At 34.9% G+C, this 19837-nt stretch carries 20 protein-coding genes; 5 read left to right on the top strand and 15 right to left on the bottom strand.

Annotation, left to right across the window (positions count from 1 at the left end; genetic code table 11):
- Positions 1-223: 223 nt before the first annotated feature.
- From MTQ00_RS18590 to MTQ00_RS18615, 6 genes are all read right to left on the bottom strand, one after another.
- Positions 224-1405 (bottom strand): hypothetical protein, encoded by a 1182-nt coding sequence (locus MTQ00_RS18590; protein ID WP_273650598.1) that lies wholly within the window; start codon positions 1403-1405, stop codon positions 224-226.
- 20 nt (positions 1406-1425) lie between these two features.
- The gene (locus MTQ00_RS18595) at positions 1426-1872 is read right to left on the bottom strand and encodes a hypothetical protein (protein ID WP_273650599.1); all 447 of its coding nucleotides are present in this window, start codon (positions 1870-1872) and stop codon (positions 1426-1428) included.
- Positions 1873-1879: 7 nt separating this feature from the next.
- Positions 1880-2809: a DUF3289 family protein gene (locus MTQ00_RS18600; protein WP_273650600.1), complete on the bottom strand. Its 930-nt coding sequence runs from the start codon at positions 2807-2809 to the stop codon at positions 1880-1882.
- 10 nt (positions 2810-2819) lie between these two features.
- A complete protein-coding gene (locus MTQ00_RS18605; protein WP_172284350.1) occupies positions 2820-4745 on the bottom strand; it encodes a type VI secretion system Vgr family protein in 1926 nt (641 codons plus the stop codon).
- 281 nt (positions 4746-5026) lie between these two features.
- Positions 5027-5431: a type VI secretion system tube protein TssD gene (gene tssD / locus MTQ00_RS18610; protein WP_172284349.1), complete on the bottom strand. Its 405-nt coding sequence runs from the start codon at positions 5429-5431 to the stop codon at positions 5027-5029.
- Between the two features lie 216 nt (positions 5432-5647).
- Entirely contained in the window at positions 5648-8788 is a 3141-nt protein-coding gene (locus tag MTQ00_RS18615) for a UvrD-helicase domain-containing protein (RefSeq protein WP_273650601.1), read from the bottom strand.
- Between the two features lie 182 nt (positions 8789-8970).
- On the opposite strand from MTQ00_RS18615, the gene MTQ00_RS18620 reads away from it, so the two are divergent.
- The 4 genes from MTQ00_RS18620 to MTQ00_RS18635 all read left to right on the top strand — a co-directional run bounded on the left by MTQ00_RS18620 (position 8971) and on the right by MTQ00_RS18635 (position 12165).
- Positions 8971-9720, top strand: coding sequence for a hypothetical protein (locus tag MTQ00_RS18620; RefSeq protein WP_273650602.1), 750 nt, complete (start codon positions 8971-8973; stop codon positions 9718-9720).
- Between the two features lie 14 nt (positions 9721-9734).
- A complete protein-coding gene (locus MTQ00_RS18625; RefSeq protein ID WP_273650603.1) occupies positions 9735-10532 on the top strand; it encodes a carboxypeptidase-like regulatory domain-containing protein in 798 nt (265 codons plus the stop codon).
- Between the two features lie 26 nt (positions 10533-10558).
- Positions 10559-11326 carry a carboxypeptidase-like regulatory domain-containing protein gene (locus MTQ00_RS18630; protein WP_273650604.1) on the top strand — a complete coding sequence of 256 codons (768 nt, stop codon included), beginning with the start codon at positions 10559-10561 and terminating at the stop codon, positions 11324-11326.
- Between the two features lie 104 nt (positions 11327-11430).
- A complete protein-coding gene (locus tag MTQ00_RS18635) occupies positions 11431-12165 on the top strand; it encodes an SIMPL domain-containing protein (RefSeq protein ID WP_273650605.1) in 735 nt (244 codons plus the stop codon).
- An 88-nt stretch (positions 12166-12253) separates the two neighbouring features.
- On the opposite strand, the gene MTQ00_RS18640 is transcribed toward MTQ00_RS18635, so the two are convergent.
- The 5 genes from MTQ00_RS18640 to MTQ00_RS18660 are packed head-to-tail and all read right to left on the bottom strand — an operon-like array spanning position 12254 to position 17177.
- Positions 12254-12766: a GNAT family N-acetyltransferase gene (locus MTQ00_RS18640; protein ID WP_273650606.1), complete on the bottom strand. Its 513-nt coding sequence runs from the start codon at positions 12764-12766 to the stop codon at positions 12254-12256.
- Positions 12767-12768: 2 nt separating this feature from the next.
- The gene (locus MTQ00_RS18645) at positions 12769-12990 is read right to left on the bottom strand and encodes a PspC family transcriptional regulator (RefSeq protein ID WP_007839346.1); all 222 of its coding nucleotides are present in this window, start codon (positions 12988-12990) and stop codon (positions 12769-12771) included.
- Positions 12983-14257 (bottom strand): DUF2851 family protein, encoded by a 1275-nt coding sequence (locus tag MTQ00_RS18650; protein WP_273650607.1) that lies wholly within the window; start codon positions 14255-14257, stop codon positions 12983-12985. Before MTQ00_RS18650 ends, MTQ00_RS18645 begins: the two co-directional genes overlap by 8 nt.
- A 27-nt stretch (positions 14258-14284) precedes the next feature.
- On the bottom strand, positions 14285-15433 hold the full coding sequence (gene bshA, locus MTQ00_RS18655) for an N-acetyl-alpha-D-glucosaminyl L-malate synthase BshA (RefSeq protein WP_172284335.1): 1149 nt from the start codon (positions 15431-15433) through the stop codon (positions 14285-14287).
- A gap of 7 nt (positions 15434-15440) precedes the next feature.
- Complete coding sequence (locus tag MTQ00_RS18660) at positions 15441-17177, bottom strand: glycoside hydrolase family 3 protein (protein WP_273650608.1); 1737 nt, start codon at positions 17175-17177, stop codon at positions 15441-15443.
- A 115-nt stretch (positions 17178-17292) separates the two neighbouring features.
- Here MTQ00_RS18660 and MTQ00_RS18665 point away from each other — a divergent pair, with 115 nt between their 5' ends.
- Entirely contained in the window at positions 17293-17826 is a 534-nt protein-coding gene (locus MTQ00_RS18665) for a hypothetical protein (protein WP_172284331.1), read from the top strand.
- Between the two features lie 72 nt (positions 17827-17898).
- On the opposite strand, the gene ribA is transcribed toward MTQ00_RS18665, so the two are convergent.
- From ribA to MTQ00_RS18685, 4 genes are read right to left on the bottom strand one after another with little or no spacing between them, the layout of a single operon-like run.
- Positions 17899-18495, bottom strand: a complete 597-nt coding sequence (gene ribA / locus MTQ00_RS18670; protein ID WP_273650609.1) for a GTP cyclohydrolase II — start codon at positions 18493-18495, stop codon at positions 17899-17901.
- A gap of 26 nt (positions 18496-18521) precedes the next feature.
- Entirely contained in the window at positions 18522-18980 is a 459-nt protein-coding gene (locus MTQ00_RS18675; RefSeq protein WP_172284328.1) for a hypothetical protein, read from the bottom strand.
- Entirely contained in the window at positions 18977-19591 is a 615-nt protein-coding gene (locus MTQ00_RS18680; protein ID WP_273650610.1) for a DUF4254 domain-containing protein, read from the bottom strand. Before MTQ00_RS18680 ends, MTQ00_RS18675 begins: the two co-directional genes overlap by 4 nt.
- A gap of 15 nt (positions 19592-19606) precedes the next feature.
- Positions 19607-19816 (bottom strand): twin-arginine translocase TatA/TatE family subunit, encoded by a 210-nt coding sequence (locus MTQ00_RS18685; RefSeq protein WP_172284324.1) that lies wholly within the window; start codon positions 19814-19816, stop codon positions 19607-19609.
- Positions 19817-19837: the final 21 nt, after the last annotated feature.

Genomic DNA, 19837 nt, shown 5'->3' on the forward strand with positions numbered 1-19837 from the left:
TAAAAAAGACGAAAAGATAAGTCATTAATAAAGAAAACACGGCCTGGAGGTTTGAAGTGTCAAAGCTTCTGTTGAAATAGGTATGTGCTGGTTTATCCCAGTAATAAATAAATGTAAGGATAGCAAATGCCACAAATATGACTACCTGAATATTGAAAATTTTTTTCCAGTTTTTTATTATAAAATTATTTATCATAATCCGTTCGTTAGTTATATCATTGAGTTATTTTCCTGCTACATACCCGAAGTATCCGTCTTCAAAAGGATCAAAAGACACAGTCCATACCTTACTGATATCCCCCCATGTAAATAGGGTCAATATCACTTTTTCATTTTTTTCATCTAATGTAACTCCTTTAAGTCCTACCCAGTGGTTAGGAATCGTAAATGTACCTTTGCTGTTATTCTGAAAATTACCGGCAGTAATAAGGAGGCCAATACTATAGCCGCTGGTGAGAAGCCCGGACAATTCATTTGCCGAATTTTTTGCACTTGCCCATTTACTTGTCACAAGGTTGGTCTCATTTTTCACATCAGTGTAAGAAAGAATGTTCTTCATCATGCTTGCCACTTCGTGAGGAAGTGTGAGTCCAGTACCTCCTTCTACAAAACCGCCTGCACTTGTACCGTCGGGATCGTAATCAAAAACACTATTCAAATAGTCCTTAATGGTGAATAAAAATATAAAGTCAGCATAAGACATTTTTCCACCATTGCTGTTATTCGGATAGCTGGCATCGGAATCTTTCACTTTGATAAGGTGCTCATCCTTATCCAGTTTAATTTTATATTGAGTAGACGGAACTATAGCTTCACCCGTACGGTGCATGTCTAAAATTATTTTTTCGTAATCAGAGGGTTTCTGGATAGCCAGAAAGTGCCCGATCAGTGCAATAGCACACATTGAGCTTTGTCCCTGATCTATATCTTTTCCGGTATTCATCCTTTGCTGGATTTCCGATTTTAATGTTTTGCGGTCAAAAAACCGGAATCTGTTGTGTTTGAAAAGGGTTAATTTTCCTTCATTATCTACATCGTTGATATATGCTTTGATCTCCAGATTATTTCCACATCCGTTGGCATCATTAAATGTTATACTGATTTCTTCACCAGTATTGGGACCTTCCAAAGCATTTTTGTAGAATTTACCTGTTTCAGTATCTGTATAGCTAACCGCCCACCGAATCATACTAGGATCCTTTGGTGCATCGTTGGTATATGTTTCTACTTTGAATGTATAGGTCTTTCCGTATACAAGCCCTGACTTTTCCTTGATCGTTTTACTTCCGTCGTTTAAAGAACCATCATCCAGGTCAGAAATCAGCTTAATACTTTTGACTTGCGTTGCCTCAATCCCTTTTCTGGGAATGTTGGTCTTTTCATCAAATACTACACCTGCGCCCATGGTTGCTTCTAGTTTTTGTATTATTGTTCAAACTCAAAATCTTCTTCCTTGTTTGAAAGAACATCATAAACCACATTGCCTCTTTCGGTTATATAAAAAATATCCCTGTTTCCTTTATCATATCTGATATAAGCAATGAGATCCTGGTTGTGACCGTCTAATCCTTCTCTTCCAGCCTTATACTGTTGATTCAGAACATCTGTTTTTTTATAGATATAAACAGAATATAACTGATAGTTCTTTATATCTGTCCCTGCTGTTTTGTCATCAATTTTCTTTTTCAATTTTTCATATTCATCAACGTCGTATGAAAAATTTCCTTCAACATAAAAATAGTCGATTCTATTTTTATTTTCTCCTGCTTTAAACTCGTAGTTAACGGGAGATAAAGCAACTAACTGAAAGTCTTCCGACTTGTTTTGGATACATGCCACAAATAATGTTAATAAAATGATTAAGTTTTTCATGATAAATTTAGTCCTTATCGGAATTGCCATTTAAATCTACGCTTTTTTCCATTTCTGTAATGAAAGGTCTTGCCGTTCTGTAATGCTGTAGAATATACCAGGCTTTGAAAAAATCTCCGGTATGGTATTGCGGGATAATGTCACCACCATGTTTTACGATATCATCCCAATCCAGACCATAGTGATCGTAAAACGTATATTTCAGCTTTCCGCTCCATACTTTGGTACATTTGTTATAAGAATAATCCAGGATTTCTGCTTTGGCACTCCATACCTGATGTACTGTAATCCCTAATCCTGACACTTTATCCCAGAATGACGAAAAATTTAAAAGTCCCATCGAAATAACTCCCATTGCAGCTGGATCATAATTACTTTTTTTCAGCTCCTTTTTAAAATCCGTTAGAAACTTATTATGATAAGTGATAAAGGCATCATTGCCTGCAATTTTTTTATTCAGAACATCACTCTTATAAGTTCCACCTGTGCCCTTTTTAAACCGATCCGACATTTCCAGGGCTACAGTTTCCATATCACCAATAGATAAAGACTTCATCAGCTGATCCAGATATGCTCCTAATGTTGCATCATTTAATTTAAAAACCGGATCATTTTGTATGGAGGCGGAAGATGCCGGCTTATCGGCAAAATACATATCTTCGGCCTTTGTTCCGTCAAAATTGAATCCAGGATCCCTTTTGGCCTTGCCAATCAGCTTCTGGCTTATTCGGACTACCCCTTCTTTGCATCCTTCATCACCTTTTCCATCTTTTCCGAAACCTTGTAATATGGCACGTTTCTGACTTGAGAGCTCAAGATTTTGCTTCGTAGCCTCAATAATTACATGTTCCGATTCTTCATTGGAAACTTTGCATAGATTAGTATAGTTATTACTGACCTGTATATTGATATTATTAGCTTTTTTTACAATGGCCATATCACTGTTTTTAATGTGAATTTCCTTGCTCTCCGCTTTGAGATTTTACGGTTTTCTCACTTTGTAAGATCATATTTTCTTTAGTACTCACAACGGTAACCTTTTCAGCATAAGAGTCGCTCTTTTTGGACTGAACATTTCTTTCATTTTCAGCAATCTCTGTTCTCATATCAGAAGACTCATGAATATTTCCTGTAGCAGTTTGTAAAAGGTCTCTTCCGGCTGTATCAACCATGTTTACTCCCGCATTCGATACGATATTGACATTTGCTGTAGCAAATATATTGCTGCCCGCTATGGAAGTAATATCATTTCCTGCGGACATTCTTATATTGTTTCCTGCAGTAAAGGTCATATCTTTTGGGGCATTCACAATAATGCTTCCTTTTCCATCCATAAAGTAGGTATTCCCACTCGGATCTTCTATGTAGATACTTCCTTCTGCGTCATTAAAAATTACCTTATTTCCACTTCGCGTTTGTATCGATTTTATATGATTGTTAACGCCTCCTCCTAAACCAACTGCTCCATGAAACATTCCACCCATGGCGAAAGGGAAGTCGGGATGATGATATTCAAAGCCAACCATTACCTGATCTCCAACTTCCGGAATCGCTACAAACCCTCTGTTTTGAGTGATTACATCTGTCCCTCCGGCATCAGGGCTCATCATTCTTATAAAATGAGTGGTGTCATTTAGCTGCCAGTCAAATTGTACTTGTATCCGTCCCTGATTTAACGGATCTGTATTGGAAACTACTGTGGCAATCTGTGGTTCTGCACTTGGGGTAATAAATTCCGGTTTTGGAATAAATCCGGTCCCCTCGGCTATTGCTTCAAATGATCCTGTATAGATACCTCTGGTATTAACTTCATGAGAGACTTCAGTGATCATAAGCTTGGTGAAATAAGTCGTCTGGTTGCTATCCGGTTTTCTCATTTCTATATCTGCAACACAACCAGGATGTAAAAAAGGAACAGAGGTTGTCCCTGATACGGTAAAGACTTCTACTGCAGCACTTCCTGCAGCACTTTTTTGGGAATCATCAACATTTAACGACATATTGGCATTAATTGGAGATGGGTTCAGTGAACGGGTTTTATAGATGTCATTATTAAGATCATAAGCTTTAGCAGCAAGCTGTCCCAAATGCTTTATGCTTGCAGATGTACTTAATAATTTTGTGTGATTACTGCTGTTATATCCAAAAAACTCCGGTTTAGTATGCACCGCTCTCAGTTCCACGGAAACGTCACTTACATTACTTCCGTAAGTAAGGCGTATGGGTTGATCTTTGGGTGGAAGTTTACCGAAATACAGTGTTTCGCCATCATAATAGAATTGCTCTCCGTAGGTTTCGGCAAGCCTCGCAAGGTAATTGTAATGGGTTTCCTTGTACTGGGCGCTGTAATTAATATAGCTTTTGTTCTGGGTATCAACTTTATAGTCAAATTTACCTGAATTAAGGGTCTCCTTTAAAATCCTGTCGGCAATGATAGAAGTATTCACCGGTTTATCACCGCCAAAGCTTTGTGTATGTGGAGCGGAATCCATTAAAATAGTAGGGCTGTATCCTTTCAGAACAATATTGCCTAAACTCATTTTTTCCTGACTAAAAGCCACTTTGGTAATGAGTCCGACGAAAGTTTGTTCAGGACTCTCATTTTCAGCATCCTTATATTTAAAAACGACCGTTAGGCGTTTTCCGAGAAACTGCTGAGCCTGATCAAGCTCATGATTTTGCAAAGACCCTAAAGAATCGTGAGCTAAGGTCAACTCAAAGCTATGATGTCTTCTTGTACTTTGCTGTAAGCGGAAGTGTTTGAAATGGTTAATAATTTTACCTTCAATCACTACGTCCAGCTTCACCACACGCTGTACTCCTGCAATATGATTTTCAGCAATTTTGTCTGCGTTGGTAGTCTTATTTTTCATTCTTATGTTTTTGGTGTTCACTTACTAAATTAGAAATGTTTTCTAATTCAAGTTGATTAATTTTGTTAAATTTTAAAAACTGTAGTAGAATTACGACTTTTATAGATGTAAATGTTTATTTTATAATCGTTATATTGAAAAACAAGTATAAAATATTTTATTTACTAACTGAACAATTTAAGTGACCAAAGAGAATGATTAATTGTATAATATTCTCCCGGAGAGATAAAAAGATCATCCATAGGGATGATCTTTTATGTATAAATGTTTGTAGGCATTGATTATGCACCTGGCCAGATACCTTCATAGATACCGTTACCATAATGAATTTTTTCTGCACTTACGATGAAGCTGATCAGCATACTGTTGTCATCTACAGCATCAAAGTCTACTTCATGTTGAATTACATATCCGTTCTCCCATGTTAAAGTAATTAATGTTCCTTCTTCGTGAGATTTGTTGAAAGTAACTTCACCTGTTGTAGGCTTATATTTCCCGTTAAGTAAGCTTTCTAAGATGTCAGATTTTTCTGTAGCCTCGATCGTTAATTTGATGATTGCGTTGGAAGGGTCAGAAGCTACACGTCCTGAAACGTCTGTAGATCTTGATACGCTGTAGTTAAGCTTTAATAATTTCTGACCTTCACTTCCGTTGAATTTTAAGATTCCTCTTGAATTTGCTGCCATAATGGTAAATTTTAATCGTTATTAAATATTATATAATTCAGTGATTATGTAGCAAATGTATAGTACTTTAATCGGACTCAAAAATTTTTAAAGACAAGATTTGATTTTTGTAGTGGTTCTACGATTTCATGTCGTAGTTCTACGATATTTTGTCGTAATTCTACGATTTGTAAATTTTAAAAGTCCCTGAAATCCTTCTGTTAAAGGGATTTTGCGTTATAAATAGATGAGCTGGGTCTTGATAACTTTCCTTCCGAGACTTTCCAGTACACTTTTATAAGTTTCAATTTGACGGTCATTTTTTTCAGTAACTTCTCCGGTTTTAAAATCTACAATGATATAATCTTCACCATTTTTTAGAATTCTGTCGGGCCGGTAAATTCTGCTTTCCCCTCTTTCGGAGATCATGATATCTTTCTCGTTGATTACTTCCCATCTTTCGTCAAAGAATTCAGCATGAGCTGTAACGATTTCCTGAAGCGTTTCCTCAATTTCATTCTTTTCAGTTACTGTGATTTGCCCTTCCAGAAGGTAGCTTTCCAATACTTTCTGAATATCTTTTTTAGTGTTGATCTTAGATAACAGTTCGTGAACGAAAAGTCCTATCCTCACTTTCTCATTGCGAACCTGATAGTTCTTAGATGGTGTCGCTATTTTTACAGATGTATTTTTTTCGTTGATATTTTTGAGATTCCTGATATCTTTTGTCCTGAAAGATGAGGTTTTGACTTTAGAGTTTTTTTTGAGCATTTCAGGATGTACCTCATAAAGATCAAATTCATCAGACTGTTCTGTATTTTTACCTTGAATAAATTCCAGGATTTCGAGATTATTTGAAGTTTTATTTTGTTTCTGAATATAGAAAAACAGCTGTTCTACAGGACGAGTAGTGGCGACATACTGAAGACACAACCTGTCTATCAGATTTTTATAGAAATTCTTCTTATTGAATTTTTCAATTTCTTCATCATAGACTTCCAGGCTTTTGCTAAACTGATTGATATTAACAGATTTCAAAGCTTCATTGCTGTTGGTTTCAAACCAGTTGGAAAATTCAGCATCACGGTTTTTATTCATCATAGGAATAAAAACAACCGGAAACTCAAGTCCTTTGGCTTTATGAATCGTCATGATCTGGATAGCATCAATATTTTCTGAGGCCTGAATGGTATATGTGGAGGCTTCTTCATCCCAGTATTTTAAAAATTCTTTAGTGCTCGCTCCTGCATTTTGAGTAAAGTTAAAGAGCATTTCAAGAAAGTTTAACAGGAAGTCGGTTTCTTTATTATCAAAAGAAAACTCATTAATATAGTACTCTACAAAATTGTATAAATTAAATCGGGGGAAGTGATCTTGTTTTAGTCGTAAAGCATATTTGTTTTGGATAAACGGGAGGATGTCATCGTGGGATTCAATATCCAGAATTTCTTTCATACTCAGGGTAAAATCTGGCATGTTTACTTTTCCCAATTTATTCAGATAATACATCATCATGATTAAATTGGTTTTGTTTTTAGGATTGGTTTCCCATTTTAAGAACTCAATGACAGCCTGAATGGTATTTGAGAGTTCTAGCGTCAGTCCTTTATCTGATATGGTTTTAATATTGGTTTCTTCTCCTCTATACCTCACTTTCAGGTTCCCTAGCTTCTGTGAATAGCTGAAAATATCAAAATTGCCACGACATAGAATAGTAATATCTGCAAACCTGAATCCGTTGTCAAGACAATCCTGAATGTCTTTCTGCATTCTTTCGGAAGTGTCATTGTAGAAATCCTCATTGGTGAGATTTTCAATAAGATTTACTTTGACCCTTCCATCAATTTCTGATTTAGGATTTTGTTCGGCATCCGTCCCAAATATATTTTTATGTTCCTCTTCAAGATTTAAGGCATGAAATTGATACAGTTCATTATTGAATCGAACAATATTTTTTGCACTTCGCCAATTATCTTTTAATACAAGAAGTTCGGCTTGTTTGGGAGAAATTTCTTTTTTGTTGATAATGTCCAGCATGAGCTTGCTCTCACCACCCCTGAATCTGTAAATACTTTGTTTGGGATCACCTACCAATGTAAATGTTGTATTCTCTGTCGAGACACTATGGTCTCTTAATGGGACGAAATTTTGCCATTGTAATTCCGAAGTATCCTGAAATTCATCAAAAAAATAGTGCTGAAACTGGGAGCCTACTTTTTCATAAATAAAAGCCGAAGGTTCATTTTTCAGGTTTTCATTGATGAGGATATTAAATTTAGAAAGGAGAACAAGATCATTTTCCTCTTCAATTTTTTTTAATTCATCCTGAATGTCCTTGTTTACTTTTAAAGGAAGTAATGCAGATAATATTTTCTCCTTTTTCTGTGTTTCAATATAAAGAAGAATAAGCTGCATTCTGTTTTCTAATAATTCATCAAGAATTTCTAGAATTTCAGGCTCTTTACTTTTTGATTTTGAGGCGGCTCCTTTTCTGTAATTATTAACCACAGAGTCTTCCTGAGTTGTCGGAAAAGGAAAACCGGGTCTCTTCTGATGGTAAAAATCCAGAACTTTAGTAAAAAACCCTCCAATACCGTTTTTACCTTGTGCAAAGTCCTCAACATCGATATTTCTTGATTTAAAAAGATCAATAGATTTCGTAGCGATTTCAACAGCTCTTTTCTTATTAAATACAATCTCTTTCCGGATAGTATTCTTTATATTTTCATAATTGGAATCGTCAAAATTGGTATTGCTTTTCAGCTGTTCATAGTGAATATCTTTTACAAACTCTTTTGCAGAGTCATAAAGATTCTTGTTAAGATTGATTCGCTCGTTATTTTCGAGGCTGTAATCCACATAATCCATGAAAGAATTTGATATTGCATCATTCTCACCGATCTGATCAAGCATTTTGTCTACAGCTTCAATGAGGAAAGGCTCTGCTTCAATCTCGAGATTAAAATTTTTAGCTAACCCTAATTCGTAAGAAAAACTTCTTACCAGGCGGGAATTAAAACGGTCGATGGTACCAATATTTAAGGTAGAATAATTATGAAGAATATAATCCAGTAATTTTTTAGACCGGATGTGCAATTCATCAATGGTTATCTTTAAACCTTCTTCTTCAAAAACTTTCTGAATGTTTTTTAAATCATTATTATCAGCGAAGTTGCTTGCAGAAAAGGCTCCCAACCAGGATAAAATTCTTTCTTTCATCTCATTGGCCGCTTTGTTGGTGAACGTTAATGCCAGAATATTTCTGATGGCATGCTGCTGATTAGGATAACGAAGACAGATCATCAGAAGCCTCTGAACCAGCGCATAGGTCTTTCCGGAACCGGCGGAAGCATTGATTACTGTATAAGAATTTTGCATTTTTTGAGATGAATTGAAGATGCAAGTTAGCTAAAATTTAAATGAAATTTTAACAATTGAAAATGGTGCTTTAACAAAATCAGAATGGAAAATCAAAAAAAATGCTAAAACGCGTTAACTGTGGTTAAACTTGTGGAAAACATTAAAAATAAGTTTAGATTTGTTTTATAAAAAAACTTTCCGTGAAATTAAAACTACTTTTTCTTTTATCATTCATTTTCTTCATTCAAAAAATAAAGGCACAGGATTATCTTTTCGGAAAAATAACTTCAGAAGAGCATATAGAAATGCCTGATGTTACTGTAATCAACATTAGAACTGATGAACGTGTAACCACTAATGCTGATGGACATTTTATGATCTCAGGCAGGGAAGGAGATGAACTTCGATTTATAAAAAGCGGTTACGAAAGGATGAACAGGAGAATTACAAAAGACAATATTTCAGCTCCTCTAAGCATAACGTTAATCCGGCAGACTACTCTTATTGAAGAGGTCGAAGTAAAGAAGGGACTCACAGGCGACATGAAAGTAGATTCTAAAAACCTGAACAGACCCAGAAAAGTAGAAAAGTTAACCCAAGATATTGACAAATACATTGCCCGAAAATCTGATCCGAGAATCCTGGCGGCAAAAGCAGGAGAGTTTGTCCAGCCAAAAGGACAAGGGTTTTCAATCGGGAAAGTGAAAGATAAGTGGGACGATGTGGATCTCATGCGTTACTTGCGTAAAAGCCTCGGAGATCAGTATTTTATAGATTTAAAAATAGATAAATCTTTAATCGAGCATTTCATTTATTATGTCTTAAGATCAGGTTTTGAGAGGAGACAGATCCTTAAATACGGTTTTTGCAGTGATGCAGACCTGATGAGATTTCAAAGAGCTGTACTGGCAAGAATTTCCTCATATCGTGCTCCTCAAACCCAGAGATAATCTATGAATGTTTTATGATTAAAAATACTTTGTATATCGTACCATGCTTTGCTTTTGCCCATTTTTATTCGCAACAAAAGATTTCAGGCAGAGTAGCGGATGAGAATAATAATGCTTTGGCGTCTGTTCTTATCTATAATATTTCCAACAACACAAAAACTCAAAGTGATTCTTCCGGTCAATTTGTAATTGAAGCTAAGGAAAACGAAGAGATCCGCTTTGTAAAGCAAGATTATTACCGTATTGATAAAAAGATCAATAAGGAGAATATAAATTTACTATTAGATATTAAACTCATCAAGATTGAAACTCTAATTCCGGAAGTTGAAATTCCTTACAAACCCACAGGTAATCTGGAAAAAGATAGCAAACATTATGATCAGGGAAGGAAGATCCATGTATTAAAATTTGAAATGGACGCCTATATGAGAAGCCCTTTGAAAGAGCCATTACCCGAGAACAAAATTTCTAAAACCTTTAGCGGGCATGATTTTAATGCAGGACAGGTCGATATGGTCAAATTGTTTCTCACGGGTATAGGTCTTATAAAAAAAGCAAGCCAACCCAAAGTTACCAAACCTGATTATTATGAAACCCAAAATTTCATTAACAGGCTTAAACTGGAGATCAATTTAGATTTTCTTGTAGAAAGGGGAATGAATGAAGAGCAGATAGATGAATTTCTGGTATATGCTAACGATAAAAGGTATCTTGCAAAAAAATACAGGAAAACTTTTAATAAAAGCGTGATCGAATCAGAACTAAGAATTGCTTTCATAGAATACGACAAGACCCACGTAATTAAAAATTAATAGTGCAATAAAACAATCATAATTAAATGAAAAATATAATTTTATTTATTGTTTTGTTTATATATGGAATTGCCTATTCGCAACAGATTGTTACGGGGAAAATAACAGATGATAATGACATTAATCTTGGATCAGTTACGGTCATCAACCTTTCAACAGATAAGAAAGTCTATAGTAATTCTTCGGGCGAGTTTTCTATTGAAGCTTCAAAAAATGATGAATTAAGGTTTGTAAGACCTGGATATGAAAGGATTTCTAAAAGAGTTTTTGCAGATGGTGTTGATTCTCAACTTTTCATAACAATGGTAAAAATTCCTGAAGAAATAGAGGAAGTAGAGGTAAAGAAATTATCCGGGGACCTGGCTAAGGATTCAAGAAGTGTTGCTAAAGTTGACAAAGGGGAAATTGTTCAGCAGGCAGTGGGCCTTCCACAACCTGTTGGAAAAATGAGGGAAAAACCGGCAGAAGTAAAACAGGTACTACTTCCGATACTTTTAGGGCAGCTGAATGTTCAGGGAGCCTTTGATCTCATTAGTGGAAAAGCAAGAAGACAAAAACGTCAATACAGATATGACGATCTGCAGGACAATATTTTATGGGTGAGAAAGAGAGTGGATGATGATTATTTTACTAATGCAGGGATTCCTGCGGAAAGAATCTCGGAATTTATAGAGTTTTCTTTTGTTATCAAACCACAAGCCCGAACTTATGTAAAAGCAAGGAATCTCTCGGGGGTGCTGCTGAGATTAGAAGAAACTATGCCGGCATTTTTGGAACGATTAAAAAAGGATTGAACGATTTGTTAAAGAAATCTTAAAATTACGGAATAGAAATTGATGTATCCGTTTATAAGAAAATTTAAATTTAAATGACCAATCAATCAAATTCACAAAATTTTATGAACAAAAATATCATAGTAATGGCTATTGCAGCCATTGGTTTTGTTCTTGGACTGGGACTACTGGGAAATGCTATTAAAAACAGAAATAAATCTGAAAATACAATCTCTGTAACTGGATTGGGAACAAAGCAATTTACATCAGACCTTATCACATGGTCCGGAAGTTTCTCAAAAAATAATTTTGACTTAAAACTTGCTTACGACGGGCTGCTTGCCGATAAAAAAGTGATCAATGATTATCTGATTTCAAAAGGAATAAAGCAAAATGAAATTATTTATTCCTCAGTAGACATTCAGAAACAATTTCGTAATTATAATGATGCCAATGGAAATAGTGTCCAGGGAGAATTTTCAGGATATAACCTAACGCAGACTGTTTCTATAGAAAGTAAGGAAGTGGCTAAGATCGAAAGCCTTTCAAGAAATATTACAGAGATTATCAATCGGGGAATAGAATTTACATCCTCTTCGCCATCTTATTTTTATACAAAGCTAACTGCTGTAAAGCAGGAAATGATCGCTACCGCTACAAAAGATGCCAGAGAACGCGCGGAAAAAATTGCGGAAAACTCAGGAAGTGGTCTTGGAAGTTTAAAAAAGGCAACCATGGGAGTTATCCAGATCACTGCACCTAATTCAAATGAAGATTATTCTTATGGTGGGGCTTTTAACACAACCTCTAAAGAGAAAGTGGCAAGTATCACGATAAAACTGGAGTATGAAGTGAAGTAATAGGAACTGTAATAAACTTAGTGACCATTTAAAGTTCCAAAATGTACGATAAAATTAAAGCCGGCAGATTGTGCTGGCTTTTTATATTTTAATGATAAACAACATCATAAATTTCTTCTTTTATCTTTTTAAGATCTTCAGGAGAATAATTAGCCAGCAGCCATAAGTCTAAAGGCTGCTTACCTTCCCCGTAACTTGGCTGTACATACATTTCTTCTATTAATGAGAATCCGTTTTTCTGGTAAAAAGAATATCGTCTCTGAGCATCTTCCCCAATATGGGCTGGTTCAATTTCAAGAATAATCCTTGGATAATTTTTGAATAAGTATTCTGTAATATGAGAACCTAGTTTCTGGCTTCTGAACTCTGCAAAAACCTCAAAATGTTCTACGAAAATGTAATCGCTTAATTCCCAGAAAATAAGATATCCAATCGCTTTAGATTCGTGCAATACAGAAATAACCTTCACATGAGGATTGCTGAATAACTTCACAAACTGATCCCAGTCTCTTCTTTCATCCTCGGGAAAGGTTGTGGAGTAGGAGTGATAAATATCTTTTATTTTGTAGTCTTCCGGTGAAGTTATAGGTAAAAATTCCATAATTATAAATCAAAAACACTTGGTCTCCTTGTGATGAAAATATCTTTAATCCAAAGCGTAAACGCTAATCCCAGATAGATAAGAAAAAAGAAACCCGCCGTGGCGAAAGTTGAGTAAATGAAGAATACCCGAAGTTTAGAAACAGGAATCCCAAGTTTAGCGCCCATTCTTGTAAGAACACCAAACCATTCTCTTTCCATTTTGTGACGGATATTATCAAGCATCTGAAGAATCTTTTAAAAGTTTAAATCCAATACTGCAATTTAAGCAATTTTTTTCTTCACAGGAATTTTTAAAATGATAAAGGAGGCTTTGGGTTTCTAAGGAACTGGTAATTTTCATCTTCAGATTTTTCCAGGATGTGATAATAGCATTCTTTTCCGGGGCTATTTCTGCATAAAATTTTAATATATCGTCAGTAATTTCTTCATTATGATATTTATGGTAGGTGTATTTTAATGGCAGAATCGTATTTAATATAATCAGCTCGATAAAGTCATTACTTAATGTTTTAACCTGATTAACTGAGGAAATTTTCCCAAAGTTAAAATGGGTATTCCAGTAGCCGGACGCCTGTACGTTCTTAAAAATATCAAACAAGTCCTTACTATTTTTTGAATGTATGACTTTAGAAAATAAATTTTGATGCCGGTGATAAAGATCGGCTAGTTGTGAAAGTCTGATGGTAGGAAAATTAGGAGGTCTCAACCTTAAAAACTTAGGTGGAAACCTCATGTCCAGAATTCGGTATTTTACCTTTATGAACTGAAATTCCCGTTTCCAGATTTCCATTTGTTCGTCTTCCGGATACTCAAGCCACCCCGAAATCCCAAAGAATAAAGCTTCAAGATGTTTTGGGTTTTGTCTGATTTTATTGATGACACTGTAATCAATACTTTCAGCAATTTGTCTGAATATATAGGCATTTACTTTTAGTCCGAAAGAATAGGCAAGACTATGAAAGAGGATAGCTTCGAAATTGTTTTTTGACTGTTGTAAAGCATATTCCAGTTCCTCTGATTTCTCATTTAGTTTTCTTAAAACATTTTCTTCGTGGAAATGAAGAGGAACATTACGCTGATCAAAAATACTTTCGCAGGGAATAAACTGATTTTCTTTGATGAGTTTCTCATACTTCCACAGAATATTTTCATCAATATAATTCTTCAGTTCAAGAGTAGGAATTTTCTTATCATTAAATTCTTCAATCACAATATCATTTTGAAAAACAACATGAAGAATAATATTTTGATAGTTGGGATCCCCGGAATGATTATGGAAGATCCAGTCTGAAGACTTTACATGAAGCTCTATGTTTCCACTCAGGATGAGGTTATTGATTTTAATGGAAGCCAGAAGAAAATCAGGCCCGGCATTGGTATTCCATTTCCCGAAATGTATGATCTCAACGGAATTTCCTTCAATATCCTTGAAGTCAAAATTTTTGAAAACTTTAAAGTTCCAAAGATATTGAAGTAATTTTTCCGTCATGAGTGTGTCACAAATATAATAGATCTATTATACTTTTGACAACTCGTTTTTAAAATTTTCTATGGTTGTTTTGTACATTTCTTCATATATAGGAAGAACGTTTTTCAAATCGAATTTTATCGCCTGTTCTTTCGCATTTATCTTCATTTTGGCTAAAAGTTCATCATTGCTCAATAACTTGATCGTATAGTTGCTCATAGCTTCTACATTTCCGATTTCAGCTAAGAATCCTGTTTCTCCCTGGACATTTACTTCAGGAATTCCTCCTGCGTTGGAACTGATCACCGGAGTATACGCTGCCATGGCTTCCAATGCAGCCAATCCAAAACTTTCCTGTTCTGATGGTAATAAGAAAACGTCAGAAAGCTGAAGAATTCTATACAGGTCATTTACCTTTCCAAGAAGCCTGATTTTAGAAATCAAATCCGGATTTTCTTCTAAAAACTGGTTCACCTTCTCCATATCCGGACCTTCTCCGATAATGATCAGTTTGGATTTTACCTTCTTATGAACATTCTTGAAAATTTGAAGAACTTCATCTACACGTTTTACAGGGCGAAGATTGGAAACGTGTATTAATATTTTTTCATCCGGATCAGCGAACTGCGTTCTCTGGCATTCATTACATTCATCAAATTCAGAATTGTCGATGAAATTCGTGATCACCTGGATTGGTTTTTTAATATTGAAAAACTGTAGCGTGTCTTTTTTTAAACTTTCAGATACAGAGGTAATTGCATCGGATTTGTTGATTGAAAACTCTACAGCATGTTTGTAGCTGGGATGTTGTCCTACCAAAGTAATATCTGTCCCGTGAAGTGTTGTTACCAAAGGAATGTCGTTATTATCTTCCTGTAGCATCTGTTTAGCCGTAAACGCTGCATAAGCATATGGAATGGCATAGTGTGCATGCAATAAATCCAGTTTATACAGATTAACAACTCTGTAGATCATCGAACTCAGTGCAATATCATAAGGTTGATATTGAAACAGGGGATAAGTTTGAACATTTACCCTATGAAAAAAAATATTAGGATTGGTAATATCGAGTCTCGCTGGAAGGGCTGAGCTAATGAAATGGACTTCATAGCCTTTATTAGCAAGAGACATTCCCAGTTCTGTTGCTACGATACCGCTTCCGCCGTATGTTGGATAGCAAAGTATGCCTATTTTCATTGGAATATTATTGTTTTGATGTTGTAAATATAGTTGAATTCACTTTTGTTTCAGAAGCAGTTGCAGGATTCAAATCGAGTCCCATTCCTGCTTTTAGTTGATCATTAACAAGTACCGGAAGTCTTCCCTGGATCTTTGTCTTTCCCAATAGCGCATTAGCTGTTGCAATCATGGAATCGTCATTGTTTTCATAAGAAACAAGAACCGTGGAAATTTTTGAAATATCAATATCTTTTAAAGCATAAGCACTTCCAAATACATTTAAAATAACTTTTTGATTTTTAGTTAAATCAGCAAGAATCTTTTTAGATTCTCCGGAAATTTTATATGGTTTATATGCTGTTGCATTATCCTTATGAAGTCCTGCAATAACTATAGAATTAGCTGGAATTGTACTGATTTCGTCAGCTTTTTTAAGAATGATATTTGAACCTAGCTGATTGGCAAACGTCTGATAAGGAGCTTCCTCTAAAGGAACATAATACACTTGTTTTCCGGTAATGGGAAGTAGCTTTTGCTCATCTTTTAATAGGGTAAGTGCATTAGAATAAAGATTCTGAACCAAAAGTTTGTGTGAATCGTTATTCAGGTCATTATTAATGTTTTCAGGATTTTTGGGATTGTATTTATCCAGCCCTAAATAATATTTGGTCAGTAATATTTTTTTTACACTTTCTTCAACTCTTGATAGTGGAACTTCTCCATTGTCAATAGCCTTCTGAATTAATTTTTTTCCTTCAGACACTCCCTGCGAGAAAAGCATAATATCATTACCTGCTTTAAAGGCTAATGCATCTAATTCCCCGGGCTTATATTTATTGGCTACTGCACCCATATTGAGTGCGTCCGTAATAATGAGGCCTTTATACCCTAACTTCTCTTTTAAAAGTCCGGTGATAATATTTTTGGAAACCGAAGCAGGAATTCCTTTTCCCGATTCTAACGTTGGCACATATAAGTGAGCTACCATTACTCCACCGATACCTTTAGTCATAAGAGCCTTAAAAGGTGCCAATTCAACAGCATTCAGCCTTTCGAGTTGGTGAGGAACTACAGGAAGATCCAGATGTGAATCTGTACTGGTGTCACCATGACCAGGAAAATGCTTAATGGCTGCTAGTATGTTGTTGTCCTGTAATCCATTAGAGTATGCTATTGCAGAGCTGATGACATTATCTACCTCTGAACCAAAGCTTCTGTTTCCAATGATTGGATTATTAGGATTTGTATTCACATCAACTACCGGGGCAAAATCCCAATTGATTCCCATCCTCTTACAGTCTTCGGCAATTTTAGAGGACATCTGGTAAATAAGATTTTTATCCTGTATGGCTCCTAAAGTCATCGCCCATGGAAATTTGTGAGCCGCTGCGATTCTCTGATATAATCCCCATTCAGCATCCATTCCGATCATCAACGGAACTTTAGATTTTTGCTGAAACTCATTTACCAGAGATATTTCTCTTGCTGCATCATCCTGCATCAGAATCAATCCGCCTATCTTATCACTGGTCACAATATTTCTTACCTGGTTGATATAATCCTCGCCTTTGTTGGTATAAAGAGCAACAATGAAAAGCTGTCCTAATTTTTCATCCTGGGAAAGCGATTTGTATGTTTGATTAACCCACTGGTTTGCTTTACTTACATCAGACTGTGAAATGCCCTTTGGTATATACTGGGCAGCGATTTTTGAACTGATAGATAAGAATATGAATAGAGAAGTGCAAACTATTTTGTTCATAACTTTTGAATAAGAACAAAAATACAATTAAAAAAATCATCAGAATGGATGTTTTTAAGTTTTTTGGTATATGTTTTGGATGTGCTTTATAAATAATATTAAAACTTTTATAAAAATGAAAAAATTTCTTCCAATCCTACTATTAGCTTTTGTCAGCTTATTTATATTCAGCTGTGATAATAAAGACGATGATAATAATTTTGTGGATCATGATACAATAGGGACTGCTTTTGACATTACCCCAACTTTTACGAAAACCAATGATAATTTATATCAGTATTCAGACGCATTTACAAATGAGTTAGTACAATCTGATGTTGTGCTTATTTACTTACAAACGGGTCTTACTAATAACAATGCTCCAATCTGGAGATTACTACCTTATACGTTCTTTACTAATAACAACGTTGCTGTTGATTATTCATTTGATTTTAGCAAATTTGATATAGGAATTAATGTTAACTCAAGCTTGAATCTAACGGCTAATCCAACGTACTATACGAACAAAAGATTTAGAGTGGTAATCTTACCTGCTAATACAGGTGGGAAAAATTCCAAGACTGCAGCAGCTCCTGTCGATTACAATGATTACTACAGTGTAATTAAATATTATAATATTGACGAGTCTAAAATAAAGACTAAGAATTAAGATATATCTTTTCAGTTTTTTTATAATTAAAAAGGGCTCCAGAATTTATTCCGGAAGCCCTTTGTTTTATTTTTAATTATCATTGTCATCCAGAAGATGACCAAAATAATCTTTCTTTGTTTTTAAATAACCTCTGCTGATATCATTCGCGGGTATTTGCAAAGGAACCCTCGAATTAAGGTGGATGTTACTTTCCGTAACATATTTTACTTTTTCAGGGTTATTGGTCAGAAGATTGATATCTTTAATTTCCAGCACATTTAAAATTTCAATGGCTACATTGAAGTTTCTGTCATCTGCTGGGAGACCAAGCTGTAGATTAGCTTCTACAGTATCAAATCCTTTTTCCTGTAAAGAATAAGCCTTTAACTTATTTATTATTCCAATGTTTCTTCCTTCCTGACGAAGGTAAACAATAACTCCTCCATTTTCATGGATATATTTCATGGCTGCATCTAATTGCTGCCCACATTCACATTTTTTTGAATGGAAAACTTCACCGGTAATACATTCTGAGTGGAAACGTACATTAACTGGTTTTGAAAAATCTGTATTTTCAGCGATAATAGCCATATGAGGCATCCAGTCATTTTCGTTTTCAGAGAAAGCGATCATTCGGAAAGTTCCGTGTTCCGTTGGAACGTTTGCTTCCGCTTGAATTTTAATCATTAATAATAAGGTCGTTGAACTAGTTTTTAATTTCCTTTAAGAGAATCCTCTATAACAGAAATATTGGTTTTTAACCTTACCAAATATCTGTTTAGGATTTCATCATCATCTTTTGGAAGATCCTGTCTGAGTTTCTGAATTTTTTTATAAGATTTTTCAAAGCTTTTAATGGCTCTGTTCTTTCCTGAAATATTGTTGGCGTCAATTGCATACAAGTAATTCTGTAGGCTGTATTTTAGCGACAGAACCTCTTCATTTATACTAATAGTTTTGAATTTAGGAAAGGTGGAAATTAAATTGGATATTTCAGAAGCATTTACATTTTCTTTGATATTGATGTCTATGCTTTTTTTTAGTCCTCTATCAGAATCTGAACCTTTTGCTTCACTATAAAAATTATTAGACAACGGAGAAAAATTTAATTTTTCCGATGCGCAAGAAGAAGTTAGTATAAACAGTATTCCAAAAAAAAATAATCTTTTCATTTTTGTTGCCCCTTTTGATAAAGGATTGGGTTAAGACTTTCATCATTATACATTTTCATTTGTTTGTATACTTTCATCTTAACATCACCGTTTTCAATATCAGTAAGCAACTGATTAATAGAAGTCGACAGATCCTCTTTCTGTATGAGAAGCACATCTAATTTTGCCTGGCAATTTAATCGATGTTCTTCTGAAGCAGATTCTCTGTTTGCTTCTAATGACATATGATAAACCTTTAACGCAAGTATTGATAATCTGTCTACAGCCCAAGCGGGTGTTTCTGTGTTTATCTTTGCATGAGGTTTAGGAGTTGTATTTTTAAATTTATCAAGAAACCAGCTGTCAATAAATTCCACCAGATCAGTTCTTTTCTGATTAGAGGCGTCTATTGTTCTCTTTAATTGAAGAGCTTCAACCGGATCTATGTTCTCATCTCTTATAATATCTTCCAAATGCCATTGAACGGTATCAATCCAGTTCTTTGCGTACAAAATTCGTTCCAAACTGTATTTTTCGAAAGGATTATTAATTAGATGGTTAACGTCATCAAATACGTGGTAGTCTTCAATAGATTGATTGAAGACTTTCCATGCAGTCTCAGTGAAATTCATTAATTCTGAAGAATTTTAGTTGCTTGAAGGATTGTTCGTCGAAGAATTTTTATTTTCAGTAGGATTTTTATCTTCTTCCTTTACTGCGTCTTTGAATTCTTTGATCCCTGATCCAACACCTCTCATTAATTCCGGAATTTTTTTACCTCCAAAAAGTAAAACAAGCAGAATTGCTACGATAAGGATATGCTGCCATGATAAGGCAAGTATTGTTAATGTTTCCATTTCTAAATTTTTTACAAAGTT

The sequence above is a fragment of the Chryseobacterium sp. B21-037 genome, from assembly GCF_028570785.1.
GTDB lineage: Bacteria > Bacteroidota > Bacteroidia > Flavobacteriales > Weeksellaceae > Chryseobacterium > Chryseobacterium proteolyticum.

Bases quoted from the DNA above. Each gene is read 5' to 3' on its own strand.
- MTQ00_RS18590 (WP_273650598.1), bottom strand. From the start codon at position 1,405: ATGGGCGCAGGTGTAGTATTTGATGAAAAGACCAACATTCCCAGAAAA.
- MTQ00_RS18595 (WP_273650599.1), bottom strand. From the start codon at position 1,872: ATGAAAAACTTAATCATTTTATTAACATTATTTGTGGCATGTATCCAA.
- MTQ00_RS18600 (WP_273650600.1), bottom strand. From the start codon at position 2,809: ATGGCCATTGTAAAAAAAGCTAATAATATCAATATACAGGTCAGTAAT.
- MTQ00_RS18605 (WP_172284350.1), bottom strand. From the start codon at position 4,745: ATGAAAAATAAGACTACCAACGCAGACAAAATTGCTGAAAATCATATT.
- tssD (WP_172284349.1), bottom strand. From the start codon at position 5,431: ATGGCAGCAAATTCAAGAGGAATCTTAAAATTCAACGGAAGTGAAGGT.
- MTQ00_RS18615 (WP_273650601.1), bottom strand. From the start codon at position 8,788: ATGCAAAATTCTTATACAGTAATCAATGCTTCCGCCGGTTCCGGAAAG.
- MTQ00_RS18625 (WP_273650603.1), top strand. From the start codon at position 9,735: ATGATTAAAAATACTTTGTATATCGTACCATGCTTTGCTTTTGCCCAT.
- MTQ00_RS18630 (WP_273650604.1), top strand. From the start codon at position 10,559: ATGAAAAATATAATTTTATTTATTGTTTTGTTTATATATGGAATTGCC.
- MTQ00_RS18635 (WP_273650605.1), top strand. From the start codon at position 11,431: ATGAACAAAAATATCATAGTAATGGCTATTGCAGCCATTGGTTTTGTT.
- MTQ00_RS18640 (WP_273650606.1), bottom strand. From the start codon at position 12,766: ATGGAATTTTTACCTATAACTTCACCGGAAGACTACAAAATAAAAGAT.
- MTQ00_RS18645 (WP_007839346.1), bottom strand. From the start codon at position 12,990: ATGCTTGATAATATCCGTCACAAAATGGAAAGAGAATGGTTTGGTGTT.
- MTQ00_RS18650 (WP_273650607.1), bottom strand. From the start codon at position 14,257: ATGACGGAAAAATTACTTCAATATCTTTGGAACTTTAAAGTTTTCAAA.
- bshA (WP_172284335.1), bottom strand. From the start codon at position 15,433: ATGAAAATAGGCATACTTTGCTATCCAACATACGGCGGAAGCGGTATC.
- MTQ00_RS18660 (WP_273650608.1), bottom strand. From the start codon at position 17,177: ATGAACAAAATAGTTTGCACTTCTCTATTCATATTCTTATCTATCAGT.
- MTQ00_RS18665 (WP_172284331.1), top strand. From the start codon at position 17,293: ATGAAAAAATTTCTTCCAATCCTACTATTAGCTTTTGTCAGCTTATTT.
- ribA (WP_273650609.1), bottom strand. From the start codon at position 18,495: ATGATTAAAATTCAAGCGGAAGCAAACGTTCCAACGGAACACGGAACT.
- MTQ00_RS18675 (WP_172284328.1), bottom strand. From the start codon at position 18,980: ATGAAAAGATTATTTTTTTTTGGAATACTGTTTATACTAACTTCTTCT.
- MTQ00_RS18680 (WP_273650610.1), bottom strand. From the start codon at position 19,591: ATGAATTTCACTGAGACTGCATGGAAAGTCTTCAATCAATCTATTGAA.
- MTQ00_RS18685 (WP_172284324.1), bottom strand. From the start codon at position 19,816: ATGGAAACATTAACAATACTTGCCTTATCATGGCAGCATATCCTTATC.